The sequence below is a fragment of the Streptomyces sp. NPDC001816 genome, assembly GCF_042892235.1.
GTDB lineage: Bacteria > Actinomycetota > Actinomycetes > Streptomycetales > Streptomycetaceae > Streptomyces.
Genome location: NZ_JBIATY010000007.1, coordinates 240,069 through 252,370, shown reverse-complemented (window position 1 = coordinate 252,370; position 12,302 = coordinate 240,069). Strand labels below are relative to the sequence as shown.

Here is a 12,302-nt window from a genome sequence, read left to right as displayed (position 1 = left end):
TCAGTCGCAACCGCGGTCCGGGACCACGTCCTGGTGGTAGCGGCAGGGCTCCTGTGCTTCGGAGCAGGCTGGCCAGTCCTCGCAGCCCGGGTGGTAGGGCGCGGTTTCGGGGCCGCGGGCTTGCGTGGAGGGCGCCGGGTGGCCGTGGCATGGGCTGAACATGTCCTCGCGCCAGGTCGGCGGCAGCTGGGTGAGGTAGTCGGCCAGGACGGCCGCGATGTGCGGGGCGCAAGACCGAGCCTTCAGAAACACGCACAACACGGGCGGCCGAGGTGTTGTGAAGAAGCTCCTCAGCACGCGAGATCACCGGCACTCGCCGCCTTCGCTTCGGTCAGCCGTCCTGCCGAGTCGCAGCCGTTCACCTGCTCAGCAGGGAAGTCTCGTAGTCCTTGAGGGAGCGGCCGGCTACCCATCCTTGAGACGCGGCCCTGGACACGTCCAGGACGACGGAGTACGCGAGTTGGTCGACGGCGTAGCGGGTGAGCGGCGGCTCTGCGTGCGGGCGCAGCCGGGCCAGCGCCTCAGCGGCGCCCGCCGCGGCCCGAGCCACCGAAAGGGGGATGTGGCCGATGCGCGCCCGTACGCCGTGGGCGCGCAGGACCGTCCGGATCGCCTCGTCCCGGTCGTAGGGCGCCGGGTCGGCGATGTTGTACGCGCCCGGCGGCCAGCCGGCGGCCGACAGGCATGCGTCGGTGAGGTTCTCGACGGCCGTGAGGCTGAGGCGGACGCTGGGTCCCGGCAGCACGAGCAGCCCGCTGCGGACGCGGGACAGCAGCCGGGGCACCAGGTGCGGGTCCCCGGCGCCGTAGACCGCCCGCGGGCGCAGCACCACGGCGCCCGCAGCGAGCGCCAGCGCCTCGCCGGCGGCCTTGGTGCGGCCGTAGGCGTTCAGGTGCCCGAGCACCGGATGTTGCTCGGTGATCCGGGAACGCCCCGGGCCGGGCGCGTAGACGCTGGCGCTGCTCACCCACACCACTGGCCGGCCGGCGGCCGCCTCGAGCAACCGGGCCGTGCCGTCGACGTTGACGGCATGCATGGCGGCCTCGGCCCGGGAGCCGGGCACCGGGTCGCCGACGGCAGCCGCGCAGTGCACGACGAGGTCGGCGCAGGACAGATCCGGCACCTCGCGCGCGGCGTCCCAAGGGACGTGTCGGCCGACCGGGCCGGGGCGTCGACCGGCGCACAGGACCTCGGCGCCGCGGGCGGCGGCCGTGATGGCGACGTGCGAGCCGCAGAAGCCGCTCGCCCCGGTGACGGCGATCGTGGTCATCGGTTCTCCGAGGATCGACGGGCGTCAGCCGCCCGGACGGTGAGGGAGCGCCAGCCCGGCAGGGCCGCGCCCCGGTCGACGCGTGCGCGCAGGACGGTGGGCCGGTGGGGGGCGAGCGCGGCGAGGGTGTCATCGAGCTGGGCGCGGGCCAGACGCGCGCCGGGACAGGCGTGGGTACCGGCGCCGAAGACGAGCTGGGCCACGGCGAGCGGAGCCGGGTGACGGGCGTCGGGTAGTCGGTCGTGGGCCCGCGCGGCGTGCCGTGCGACCAGGATCAGGCGGCCTCCGGCCCGTACCGGGCAACCGCCCAGCTCCGCGTCGGCCGCCGCCACGCGGGGCAGCAGCGGGGAGGGGGCGGTCACCCGCAGCAGTTCGGCCACCAGGGACGGGCGTAGCCGGTCGTCGGCCGCCTGCTCCCAGAGCCCCGCGTCGGCGCACCAGGCGGCGGCGCGCGGGAGGGCAGCGACGGTGGTGTTGACGGCGGCGACCGCGAGCATGGCCCGCAGGGCCGGCTCGGTTGCTTCGCCGGACGCCGGGGCGAGGAGCGCCTCCAGCCGCGCGGTCGCCGGGGCGGCCGCGTGTGCCGTGCCCGGCGGCCGGGGGCCGGGCAGGTGGTCGCGTACGGCGGCGGCCGCTGCCTCGGCGGCTGCCGCGGCGATGTCTTCCGGGTCGCCGGTGGTGCGCAGCAGCGCGCGGACGGTGGCGCCGGCCAGTTCGCGGGCCAGTGGTACGAGGTCGACGTCGCGGCCTGCTGCGAGCGGGGCGAGGCGGCGGGTCAGGACGTCCAGCCACACCGGGCGCAGTCGCTCCACCCCGACCGGGCCGAGATCGTCGGCGACGGCGCGCCGGGTGGCGCGGTGTCCGGTGCCCTCCTGGTCGAACAGCGTGCCGCCCGAGGACAGTTCCCGGGCGGCGCCTCCGGTGGTGCCGGCGGCGGTACGGTCCAGCGGGATACGGGTGAGGGCCTGCCGGTAGGGCTCGGTGCCGTGCACCAGCACCGCTCCGCCGATGCGGGTGACCGCGCGGCGGCGGGTGGCGGCGAGGAGGGCGAACAGCACGGGGTGGGAGTGGGTGTACACGCGCCGGTCGCGGCGCCGGGCGGCTCGGAGGGCGGATGCGGCTGGGGCGGCGGGAACCATGGTCACCTGACGTGCACCTGCTTCGGGTCGGCGGGGCGGTAGCGGCGCTCCCAGCACCACAGCAGGGTGCGGCGGGCGCCCCAGGCCCGCAAGCGGCGCAAGCTGGTGTGCACCATCATCCGCTCGGCCCGTGCGATCCGGTCGCTGTGCTCGCGCGCCCGGTTGAGGAGGACGACGTCCTCGGGCGGTCCTTCCAGTGGGGTGCGGGGCGTGCCGCCGCAGCGCAGGTAGATCGCGGCCGTGATGGCGAGGTTGTGGCCGTGGCACAGCACATAGGGGGCACGGTAGCGCGGGTGCCGGTGCGCGGCGCGGTAACGCCCGTGCACCGCCGTGGCCTTGACGACCGCCAGGAGCAGAGAGCGCTCGGTAGGTGAGAGCCGCTCGTCCCGGCGCGGAAGACTGCGGCCGCAGGCCATCTCCGCCCCGCGCGCGAAATCCCTGCGCGCCGCCGCGATCCAGTCGGCGGCCGGCGGGCAGTCGGCGTCCGTGCGCACGAGCAGTGCGGCGCCGTGCATGACGGCGGCGAAGCGGCGCACGACGGCGGCGGTCACGTCGGTGGAGGCGTTGTCGACGACGGCGAAGGCGAAGCGGGTGTCGGTCTGGGAGGCGAGCGCGGCGAGGGTGGCCCCGATACCGGCCTCCTCGTTGGAGGCGGGCAGCACGGCCCCCAGCGACGGCGCGCTGCCGGGCGCGGTCATCCTCGGCTCCGTTCGGCCAGGCGCCGGGCGGCGAGGCGCGCGGTGGCGGCGCGGTCAGGCTTCAGGGAGCGGCCGGACAGGGGGATGTCGGTGAGCAGCACCGCGTCCGGCCGGGCGGTACCCATGCGCTCCAGCGGTCTGTCCAGAGCCGACCGCAGCGCGTCGCGGTCCGCCCGGGGGCTCGGTTGGACGACGGCGACCAGGCGCTCGTCGCCGTCGCCGGCCGGTACGCCCACGAGCAGGGCCAGTTCGACGCCCGGTACATGCAGCGCCGGCTCGTACAGCCCTGGGTAGATGTTCTCCGCGTGTCGCAGGATCATGTCCTTGCGGCGGCCCTCCAGCACGATCCGGCCGCCGTCGAGGCGTGCCCGGTCGCCGGTGGCGACCCATGGGTCCGGGTCCTCGCCCAGGTAGCGGTTCCGGGCGGCGGGGCCCGACAGCAGCAGCTCCCCGGAGGCGTCGGTCTTGGCCGCCACTCCGGGAAGAGGCGCGCCGACCAGGTCCCCCTCGCCGGTGAAGGCGACCTTGTCGGCCTGCTCGGCCGCCGCGGCGGGGAACAGCTCGGTCAGCGCGTAGACGCCCCACGCCTCATCGGCACCCGCCCGCTTGACGCGGGTGAGCAGTTCGGCGCTCGCGGGAGCCGACCCGGTCCACACGCGCCCGCAGAAGTGGCCGCCCTCCGCCAGCAGCCGCCTGAGTTGCGGCGGCGTCAGATAGGTGGCCTGCGGGGCGAGACGGCGCAGTTGGCGGGACAGCACAGGTGCGGAACGGGCGGGCAGCGCGACCGGCGCCCCGCTCGCCAGCGAAGGTACGAGGACGAAGAAGGTGCCGCCGAGGACGGGCCGCCCGGCCTCGGGCCGGACCAGCTCGGCCACCGTGGCCATGCCGGCGGCGAGCGAGGAGCGGGTGTGGACCACCGCACGAGGTCGCGAGGTGGTGCCCGAGGTGAACACGATGACCGCGTCGCCGTCCTCGTCCACCGGGGGCGGCAGCGGTACGGACCGGAGGCCGGTGTCCAGGGTGGGGGCGCAGCCTGGCAGCCGTGGCCCGACCGTGGCCACCGGTCCCAGCTCGGCGAGGTCCGGCAGGGCCAGGCGGGCCCGGCGGGCGAGCGGCCGGGCCCATCCGGCGACTGCCTGGGCGGAGGCGTCGGCGAGGACGACGTCGGGACGGGCCAGGGCGAGCCGGGCGCGCAGTACGTCCGGCCCGGCGCCCGGGTCGAGCACCGCGGCCCGTGCGCCGAGCCGGTGCACGGCGAGCATCACGGCCAGGGCCCGAGGCCCGGGCCGTACGGCGACGCCGACGGTGCCGCCGCGCGTGACGCCTCGCGCGTGGAGGGCCGTGGCGTAGCGGGTGGCGAGGTCGGCCAGGTCCCCGTAGGTGGCCTTCGTGCGTACGGCCCCAGTCCGGGTCGTGCCGAGGACGGCGGACCGGTCGGGGTGGCGCCGCAGGGTGTGGGCGAGGGTGTCGAGCATCAGCGCGGGTCCTCCCCGTGACGGCCGGGGCCCTTGTCGAGGTACCAGCGGGCGGTGCCGACGAGGCCGTAGGCGCTCAGCCGGCGCGTGGAGTTCTCCACGACCATGTCGTGGGCGCGGACGATGGCGGTGGTGCGGCGGCGCACCCGGTTCATGAAGAGCCGGTCGGTGGGGGAGGGGCGGCGCGGCATCCCGCCGACGGCCTCGTAGAGCGCGGCGGTGATGGCCATGTTGTTGCCGGCGTGCATCCGGTAGGGGGCGCGGTAGCCGTGGCGGCGGTGGTGGGCCGGGCGTATCCGGCCGAAGAGGGAGGCGATGCGGACCAGCGCGCGGAAGGCGGCCCGCCCGAGCGGTCCGTGCTCGTCGCGGCGCGCGTCGATGCGTCCGCACACCAGGCCCGCGCCGTGCCGCAGAGCGTTGCGGGCGCCGGCGGTCCAGCCGGGGTGCGGTAGGCAGTCTGCGTCGGTGCGGGCCAGCAGCGTCGCGCCATGCTCGATCGCGTACCGGAAGCCGGTGTCCACGGCGCAGCCCACGCCCTTCTCCGGCTCGCTGAGGACGTGGACAGGGAAGGGCGCCCAGCGGGCGAAGTCGTAGGCGACCGCGGCGGTGCCGTCGCTGGAGGCGTTGTCCACGACGACGAGCGTGAAGTCACGGTCGCGCTGGCCCGCGAGCGCGTCCAGCGTGGCGCCGATCCGCGCGGCCTCCTGGTGCGCGGGCACCACCACCCACAGGGCGCTCATGCCTTCTCCCAGACCATCGTCATGATGCTCACGCCGCCGCCCAGACCCACGAACAGGACCCGGTCGCCGGGGCGCAGGTGCTCGTGGACGCGGTCGAGCTGCACGCCCAGGGTGGCGCTGGCCATGTTCCCGAGCTCGGGGACCGTGACGACGAGACGGTCCCGGGGGACGCCGGTGAGCTCCACGAACCGCTCCAGGTACGGCACGGTGACCTGGTGCACCAGGATGTGCCGGAAGTCGTCCCACGCCAGTCCGGTCCGCTGCCGCATCCGGTCGAGCACCGACGTGCCGACCTTCTCGAACACCTCGCGCAGCTCGCTGCCGTCACCGCGGAAGTACGTGTACTCGTCCCCTCTGGGATGGCGTGAACCGCCACCGAAGATGCCGCCGACCGACCAGTGTTCGGAGTGGGTCTCGGTGTCCACGTCGAGGATGCCGCCCCGGTCCACCGCCTCCAGGACGACCGCGGCTCCCGCGTCGCCGAAGGTGTAACCGGCGAACCCGTCCCGGAGCTGGTCGGGGCCGGACGGGTCGTGCCGCACCGCGCGGCTCGGGGTCTCCCCGGTGACGACCAGGGCCCGGCGGGCGCGGCCGGCGAGGATCATCGCCCGCGCCGTGTCGATGCCGTTGACGAAGCTGTTGCACGCGTTGGTCACGTCCAGCGCGTGTGCGCGAGAACCGAGTTCGGCCTGGACGATGTGCGCGGTCGCCGGTTCGGCCACGTCCCGCGTGGCGGAGGCGAACACCAGCAGGTCCACGTCGTACGGGGTGAGCCCGGCCCGGTTCAGCGCGGTGCGGGCCGCTCGCACCGCGAGCGTCGAGGCGTACTCGTCCTCCGCGGCCACCCGGCGCGAGGCGATGCCGGTGGCCCGTTCGAGCATCCGTGCCGGCAGGGACAGCCCGGAGGCCGCGGCGATCCGCTCCTGCAACTGCCGGGACGTCACTTCGCGCGCCGGCAGGCTGGAAGCCACTGCGGTGATGCTCGTCCGGCGCACCGGGGCGGGAGCAGCGTGGTCTATGTGCATGGGCTGGACGCTACGAGCGAATCAGGACAGCTCGCATGAGCGCTGGTACTCAACTGGAATAGGCGATCCGATCGGCTCGGCCATTGCCTCTACCGAACGAACGGGCTTGTCCTTCGGGCCCTTTGTCGCTTCCAGGATCAGATCCTCACGGTGTTCGTGATGCTCGAGCTCGCTGTCCTGCATGTCGTGGTGCAGGCGCGGGTTCATGCACGTCATGCGGCGGTACGGCGGAACCATCCACCGAAACTTCCACTCACTTTCCGCCGGCCGGCGGAAGCAGCCGCGTCCCGGTCCGTTTCGGCCTGCGCCGGTCGGTGGGAGGCGGTGAGGTCGACGATGTGCACGACGCCGTCGCCGATGGTGGGTCCAAGGCCGGACTGCTTCGCCTTGGCCTTCGCCTTCCTCCACGCAGCAGGCGGAAGGACGTTGTGCCGCCTGATGTCGACCAGCTGCGTCACCCCAGTGTGCTGCTGCATCGTCTGCCACGCGGTGTAGAACACGCTGGCCCAATCGTACGGCCCGAGTGCGGGCCCGGCTGGGGCTGATCCTCGAAGCATTCGCCGATCGGCAGCAGCGCCTCGTCGTGCCACCGGAGGGGTTCCACAGGTCGGTGTATCGGCGGGAGAACACGGCGTAGGGGGAAGAGGGCACTTCACGCAGGTCAGATGGGATGATCCGTTGTCAGGCGAGTCAGGCAAGTTCGGAAACATTTCGGTCGAAGCGTATCCACTGTTCTCCCTGTAGGCGTCTCGACCGAGACACTTTCTGGACGCCCGTTCGACTACGGTCGGCACCTGCCTCGACAGTGTGAGCCGCCGCTGCCGAGCGCGGTCGCAGAGGAGGCCCGAGTTGGAAGGCCAGCAGCAAGTGGCAAGCCGAGTGGGCGGTGCCGCCGCGTACCTGTCTGCGGGGATGACGCCTGCCTGCGACTTTCAACGCCTCACGGCGTGTTACCCCCCGGCGCCCCGGAGAGACCCCGTACGAGGGGGCCGCGCGCATGGCGGAACAACTGGGCGGCAAGACCACGGTGAAGCTGACGTACAGGGCCAGGATCACGGCGCGTACGACCACCCCAGCTGCGTTGCGCCCGCCGCGGACGACTACCTGCTGAACGACAAGATCCCCATGGACGGGGCGGGCTGCTCCTGAGTGATGACGGGGGATACACTCCAGCGCCGGAGGGGGATCACGGGGTGAGTGAGACAGACGAGAAGCCCGCGGAGCCTGGTTGGCTGCGCCGGGCGCTTCCGCACAGCAGGCGCGGCCGGTTGATGCTGATATCCGCGCTGGTGCTCGTGCTTGCGGGCACCGGGCTCGGCACGTGGGCGGCGGACACGTGGCCGTGGCCGAAGGACCGCTACTGCTGGGGCGCCTGGGAAGAGGACAGCGGTCCGGACTTCCTAGGCGACGAGGCGTTCGGTGATGATGACGACGGGTCACGCACCAGCAGGGAGACGGCGCCTACCCGCGAGCGCCCGACCGGCAGCTGCGAGGTCGCCATCGCCAGTGACTACAAGAGCAGTTACGACGGCGACAAGGTCACCACCGACCAGCAGGTGTCCGTCGAGTACGGCCCGGTCCCCAAGGCCGCAGAGGCCCGGCTCGCCATGGTCCAGGACGGTTTCCTGGGCGGTGACATGGTCCCGCTCCCGGACGGCCTGCCGGGCACGGTGAACGGGCGCGGCGGCCTGCTGGTGCTCCCGAAGTCCTGCGATGCGAAGGACGGCCGGCCGACCATCGTCACCATGCAGGCGTCCGGCACGTACGCCAGCAGCCCCTCGTACACCCAGAACGATCCGGCCGACCTGGGGGGCGCCCAGGAGGCGGCGGTGCTGCTCGTTGCGGTGGCCAACCGCGGGATGGCGGCGGCGGGTTGCGCGCCGGACGAGCCGCTGAGGGTCAGCTCGCCGCTCTACGACCTACCGGGCAGGAAAGAGCGCGTCTTCAGCGCCTCTGACGACGTCTGCGGCATCCGCGGCCTGCGCCTTGACACGGACGACATCGAGGAACAGATCGGCGCGGTCACCCGCGACCTGCAGACGTGCAGTGTCCGTGGCGATCGCGACGGCGTGCCATACCTGGACCTGGCGATGGTCGCGCAGCCCCGGCTGGCCGCGGTGTTCGACGGCATCGCGGGCGAGCGGCCCGCGGCCCGTGGCTGGCGCGGCACGGGCACCCTCGGCGAGAAGCACGCGATCGTACGAGCCGACTGCGCCGGCCGGCCCGTCACCTTCCTGATGGGCGCGTCCACCGACCCCGGCCACCTCGCCGTCTTCGCCAACGCGGCCGCGGCCCGCCTGGGTTGCGCCCCCATCGCCCCCAAGGGAGCCGCCCGGTGAGCAGCACTGCGGACGAGCCGAACCGATACGAGCAGCCCCTGCCCGCCGAGCGGGAAATGCTCAGCGAACGGCGCCTGCGCCGGTGGCACTGGCGCCGGCTGCTGCGCGGCCGGGTTCGGCCGCTGCTGGCCGCGGGTCTCGCCGGGATGCTGCTCGGCGCCGGCGGCATGGCCTGGCAGACGCAGGCCGGGCCGTTCGCGCCGGACGAGGTGTGCTGGGGCGCCCTGTCCCGCGACGACCTCGCCGCAACGTTCCGCAAGCCGGAGGACGTCAAGGTGGTCGAGGCTCCCGTGCTGCACGGTGGACGATCCACGGACGGCCCCACCGGCAGTTGCCAGTTGACGAACAGCGACGGCGACGCGTGGGCGCTCACCGTCCGGGTGCACCAGCTGGACGACCGCGCTGGCGACGACGGCAAGTGGGCCGACGAGTTCCTCTCCGCCCGTCTCACCCCGCTCGGCGGCGGCCTGCTGGGCATGGCCTCGGACAACCGCGCCTGGCTCGCCATCCCGGACGGCTGCCTGGGGCGCCCCGGCGACTTCGAGGGGCCGACCGTCGTGGACATCGCCGAGGGCAGCTGGATCACCGACATGGAGCCGCGTACCGAGGAGCGGGACGGGATGGCCCGCATGGTCGTGAAGCTCGTCAACAAGGTCAGCGCGGACCTGGGCTGCACCGGCACGATCGCCGATCCGGTCGAACGCCTGCCGAAGGCCGCCCGCTACACCCGCACAGAGAAGCCGGACGCGCTCTGCGGCATCAAAGGGCTGACCCTGGGCAAGAAACGCAAGCCGGACCGATACCCCATGATCACCGACGGGCACGGCCCGGTGCGCACCTGCGACCGGGACATCACCGGCTCGCAGCCGAAGCAGCGCCTGATGACCGTCGAGGACCCGAGGCTGGCCGGGATCTTCATGAGAATGGCGCTCTACGAGGGCGACCGGGTGCGCTCCGCCGCCGGCTACGGCGGCCTCGGCCCCAACCTCGGCGTCTTCCGGGCCCGTTGCCAGGCGGGCGAGACGGTATTCGTCGTACAGGCCAACGAGGGCGGGGTGAGCGCGGACGTGCGTACCCTCTTCCCCCGCTACGTCGAGGTTGAGGCCGCCCGCCTCGGCTGCGGCCCGCTGAAGCTGAAACTGCCCCGGCCGGGCGAGGGTCGCTGACTCCCGCCCGGCCGCCGTGCCGTAAGGCGCCGCAGATCCTGTCGGCCAGGGCGAGGCGGTGGCGTGGGCGACGACGCTTCACCGTGCAAGCCGTACCGCAGACCACGCTGATTACGCCCAAACGCCGCCGAGTAACACGCAATGAAAGGTTGGAAGGCACACGCCTGCCGATTCACAACCTTGCTTCGGCCGAAACAAGGCCGCCCAACTTCGGTTCGGGCGAACCCAAGTTGGGGGTCGGTACCTGCGTCACGAACATGCCATACGTGCCTGAACGACCCGCTGAGTTGTGTCAGGCACGTGCCCCTTGGGCCACATGACAAACATGCCTGACGGTCAATCTGCACCCGAGACAACGGGACACCCGTGCCGCGCTGAACCACGCCGTGCAGGAACTGGACTACCGGTCTCCTGATGATGCGTTCCAGCACGTTGCGGACCTGGTCCACGCGGCGTTCGTCATCGCCGGGGAGCTGTCACGATCCCGCACCACCGGATGCCGACGCCACCCCGGTGCGCCCGTTGACCCAGCCGCCCCAAGCGGGCCACCGTGCATCTTCTACGTTGCCCAGACCCGCCGCCACCAGCTCGGGCTGCTGGCCGTCTCGGTCCGGCCCAGCCGTCCACTGCCGCGTGTGCGTCCTCCCGCAGTGCGCCACTGGCAGACACCCCACCCGCCCATCAACCCCTGACCGACACCCTCCCCAAGGCCTCGACCATGCCCCTGCCCAGCGATCGCCTCGCCACCGCCGAACAACTCGGCGCTCAGGCACACGCCTGGCTCACCGACGGCCAGCTCGAACTCGCCAGCACCTACCGCGACATGGCCGCCCTCCCCCTGGTCTGACCCAAACCCGGCACGCGATCATCGGAGACATGCCAGTCCTGTCCCGCCGGGCTGTTGATCTGCCAGAGGGGTGCGGCCGCTGCGAGGGCCCCGACCTCAGCACGAGATGGCTCACCGTCACGAGTCCCTCAGGGGAGGACGCGATGCGCCACTGCCCCGACTGTCACCTCTCTGCGCCCCCGGGCCGGACGGGCTCAGCGGTCCCATACTGATGAGGCTTCTTGAAATCGGCTCTGCCCGCAGCACCGTGAATGATCTCGTGGGCTGAAGCGGCGGATCATGTGCCGCGCGTGCACCACCGGGTCAGATCATGCGGGTGTCTGTGGATCTACGCGTCCCAGCACGTCGGCGAGAGAAATCCCGGTTCGTGCCGCTGCGATTCGACGTGCTCGCAACTGCGCCCTGGTACGGGGGCGGAACTTGGGGTCCTTGCCGCAGCCGCAGGGTTCGCGGCCCTCGTAACGCAGCCCCGCGTCCAGCACGGCTGCCACGACGGTCCACGCCTTGGTGTCTCGGCGCCGTGGTGCCGCGAAGTCATGGCCAGCACAGACCATTTGCTCGGAGCATCGGGGGCATCGGTGCCCGCCGGGCCCGGGGTGCCGCTTGAACGCGACGCGGCAGGGCACGCACACGTAGTGCAGCTTGTAGGGCTTCTCGGCGTAGTAACACACGAGGTGAACGTACTCGGCATTGTGATGGCTGGCGAGGCGGTTTCCGTAGCGCGGATCATGGCTGGGTGAGGGTGCGGGTTCGCAGGAGTTGATGAGGATCTCGGAGAACGGTTCTGGCCGCGATTGCGTGAATCCCCAGTTCAGTGGCGCGAACAGGGGATTATTCCGACAGGGTCTCTCCTGTCGTGGCGAGGAGGACGGTTGAGGACTGTCCCGGTTTCGGAGGGACGGCCTTGCTCTACTCGCTCAGCCCCACGATGCCCCAGCCTCGTCGGGCGGCTTCGGTGAGGACGTGGCCCCACTCCGCCAGCAGGTCTGTGAATGCGCCGAAGTTGCCGACCCATCCTTCGGGATCGGCGGCATGTTCGGTGAAGGCTCCTTGCATCCTGTCAAGTCGAGGCCGTACCCGCTCCCAGGTCGCGGCCAGCTCCCGTACGCCGTCTGGTGACCGTGCGAGCAGCAGCCCATAGACACTGGGGTCGTCGCTGAAGAAGCCCGGATCCGTGTGTTGCGCCTCACCGTCCAGCCCGACCCAGATCAACCCGAGCAACAACGTGTCCAACTCAGCCCGCACCAGAGGATCAACATGGTCGCGGACGGATTCCCACCGCTGCCCGGCCCAGAAGTGCGCCTTGAACGAGCCACCGGTGTGAAGGAACTCGTATATGGCGAAGAAGGCGCTGTTGGGTCCCCGTGGCCACTCCCAGTCGCCCTCGACCGCCGGCGCGTCGTGATCCCACAGCCCCGTCTCGTCGGCATACCAGGCGTTCCTCAGCCGCGGCAGCCGCTCCCGGGGCGGAACCTCCCCCAGCCATGACCAGTCTGCGATCATCACCGTGATGTCCAGCCCCATGGGGGTCAGCGTACCGGTCGCCCATACTCCAAGGTGGCGTTCACCGACGGCAGCGTCGGGTACCAGGCCAGCCGCCCCG

Annotated in this window: 14 protein-coding genes; 4 read left to right on the top strand and 10 right to left on the bottom strand. The window is 72.4% G+C overall.

What is annotated here, in order from left to right:
- The 9 genes from ACFYZZ_RS26005 to ACFYZZ_RS25965 form a co-directional block, all read right to left on the bottom strand.
- Window positions 1-252 (bottom strand): hypothetical protein, encoded by a 252-nt coding sequence (locus ACFYZZ_RS26005; RefSeq protein ID WP_389180401.1) that lies wholly within the window; start codon window positions 250-252, stop codon window positions 1-3.
- Window positions 253-358: 106 nt separating this feature from the next.
- Complete coding sequence (locus tag ACFYZZ_RS26000; protein WP_389180398.1) at window positions 359-1,270, bottom strand: NAD-dependent epimerase/dehydratase family protein; 912 nt, start codon at window positions 1,268-1,270, stop codon at window positions 359-361.
- Complete coding sequence (locus ACFYZZ_RS25995) at window positions 1,267-2,409, bottom strand: cytochrome P450 (RefSeq protein ID WP_389180966.1); 1,143 nt, start codon at window positions 2,407-2,409, stop codon at window positions 1,267-1,269. The genes ACFYZZ_RS26000 and ACFYZZ_RS25995 overlap by 4 nt, the downstream gene beginning before the upstream one ends.
- A 2-nt stretch (window positions 2,410-2,411) precedes the next feature.
- Window positions 2,412-3,107 (bottom strand): glycosyltransferase, encoded by a 696-nt coding sequence (locus ACFYZZ_RS25990; protein ID WP_389180395.1) that lies wholly within the window; start codon window positions 3,105-3,107, stop codon window positions 2,412-2,414.
- Window positions 3,104-4,582: a class I adenylate-forming enzyme family protein gene (locus tag ACFYZZ_RS25985; RefSeq protein ID WP_389180393.1), complete on the bottom strand. Its 1,479-nt coding sequence runs from the start codon at window positions 4,580-4,582 to the stop codon at window positions 3,104-3,106. The genes ACFYZZ_RS25990 and ACFYZZ_RS25985 overlap by 4 nt, the downstream gene beginning before the upstream one ends.
- Window positions 4,582-5,322, bottom strand: coding sequence for a glycosyltransferase family A protein (locus ACFYZZ_RS25980; RefSeq protein WP_389180390.1), 741 nt, complete (start codon window positions 5,320-5,322; stop codon window positions 4,582-4,584). The genes ACFYZZ_RS25985 and ACFYZZ_RS25980 overlap by 1 nt, the downstream gene beginning before the upstream one ends.
- Window positions 5,319-6,347 (bottom strand): 3-oxoacyl-ACP synthase III family protein, encoded by a 1,029-nt coding sequence (locus ACFYZZ_RS25975; RefSeq protein WP_389180387.1) that lies wholly within the window; start codon window positions 6,345-6,347, stop codon window positions 5,319-5,321. The genes ACFYZZ_RS25980 and ACFYZZ_RS25975 overlap by 4 nt, the downstream gene beginning before the upstream one ends.
- Before the next feature lie 21 nt (window positions 6,348-6,368).
- Window positions 6,369-6,554 carry a hypothetical protein gene (locus ACFYZZ_RS25970; protein ID WP_389180384.1) on the bottom strand — a complete coding sequence of 62 codons (186 nt, stop codon included), beginning with the start codon at window positions 6,552-6,554 and terminating at the stop codon, window positions 6,369-6,371.
- Window positions 6,555-6,559: 5 nt separating this feature from the next.
- A complete protein-coding gene (locus ACFYZZ_RS25965) occupies window positions 6,560-6,847 on the bottom strand; it encodes a hypothetical protein (RefSeq protein ID WP_389180381.1) in 288 nt (95 codons plus the stop codon).
- Window positions 6,848-7,259: 412 nt separating this feature from the next.
- Between ACFYZZ_RS25965 and ACFYZZ_RS25960 the strand changes: the two genes are divergently transcribed.
- The 4 genes from ACFYZZ_RS25960 to ACFYZZ_RS25945 all read left to right on the top strand — a co-directional run bounded on the left by ACFYZZ_RS25960 (window position 7,260) and on the right by ACFYZZ_RS25945 (window position 10,699).
- Complete coding sequence (locus ACFYZZ_RS25960) at window positions 7,260-7,496, top strand: alpha/beta hydrolase (protein ID WP_389180963.1); 237 nt, start codon at window positions 7,260-7,262, stop codon at window positions 7,494-7,496.
- 44 nt (window positions 7,497-7,540) lie between these two features.
- The gene (locus ACFYZZ_RS25955; protein ID WP_389180378.1) at window positions 7,541-8,686 is read left to right on the top strand and encodes a hypothetical protein; all 1,146 of its coding nucleotides are present in this window, start codon (window positions 7,541-7,543) and stop codon (window positions 8,684-8,686) included.
- Entirely contained in the window at window positions 8,683-9,852 is a 1,170-nt protein-coding gene (locus tag ACFYZZ_RS25950; protein ID WP_389180375.1) for a hypothetical protein, read from the top strand. Before ACFYZZ_RS25955 ends, ACFYZZ_RS25950 begins: the two co-directional genes overlap by 4 nt.
- A 718-nt stretch (window positions 9,853-10,570) precedes the next feature.
- Window positions 10,571-10,699, top strand: coding sequence for a hypothetical protein (locus ACFYZZ_RS25945; protein ID WP_389180372.1), 129 nt, complete (start codon window positions 10,571-10,573; stop codon window positions 10,697-10,699).
- Window positions 10,700-11,608: 909 nt separating this feature from the next.
- Here ACFYZZ_RS25945 and ACFYZZ_RS25940 read toward each other — a convergent pair.
- A complete protein-coding gene (locus tag ACFYZZ_RS25940) occupies window positions 11,609-12,223 on the bottom strand; it encodes a hypothetical protein (protein ID WP_389180369.1) in 615 nt (204 codons plus the stop codon).
- Window positions 12,224-12,302 lie beyond the last annotated feature (79 nt).

Bases quoted from the DNA above. Each gene is read 5' to 3' on its own strand.
- ACFYZZ_RS26000 (WP_389180398.1), bottom strand. From the start codon at position 1,270: ATGACCACGATCGCCGTCACCGGGGCGAGCGGCTTCTGCGGCTCGCAC.
- ACFYZZ_RS25995 (WP_389180966.1), bottom strand. From the start codon at position 2,409: ATGGTTCCCGCCGCCCCAGCCGCATCCGCCCTCCGAGCCGCCCGGCGC.
- ACFYZZ_RS25990 (WP_389180395.1), bottom strand. From the start codon at position 3,107: ATGACCGCGCCCGGCAGCGCGCCGTCGCTGGGGGCCGTGCTGCCCGCC.
- ACFYZZ_RS25985 (WP_389180393.1), bottom strand. From the start codon at position 4,582: ATGCTCGACACCCTCGCCCACACCCTGCGGCGCCACCCCGACCGGTCC.
- ACFYZZ_RS25980 (WP_389180390.1), bottom strand. From the start codon at position 5,322: ATGAGCGCCCTGTGGGTGGTGGTGCCCGCGCACCAGGAGGCCGCGCGG.
- ACFYZZ_RS25975 (WP_389180387.1), bottom strand. From the start codon at position 6,347: ATGCACATAGACCACGCTGCTCCCGCCCCGGTGCGCCGGACGAGCATC.
- ACFYZZ_RS25970 (WP_389180384.1), bottom strand. From the start codon at position 6,554: ATGAACCCGCGCCTGCACCACGACATGCAGGACAGCGAGCTCGAGCAT.
- ACFYZZ_RS25960 (WP_389180963.1), top strand. From the start codon at position 7,260: ATGACGCCTGCCTGCGACTTTCAACGCCTCACGGCGTGTTACCCCCCG.
- ACFYZZ_RS25945 (WP_389180372.1), top strand. From the start codon at position 10,571: ATGCCCCTGCCCAGCGATCGCCTCGCCACCGCCGAACAACTCGGCGCT.
- ACFYZZ_RS25940 (WP_389180369.1), bottom strand. From the start codon at position 12,223: ATGGGGCTGGACATCACGGTGATGATCGCAGACTGGTCATGGCTGGGG.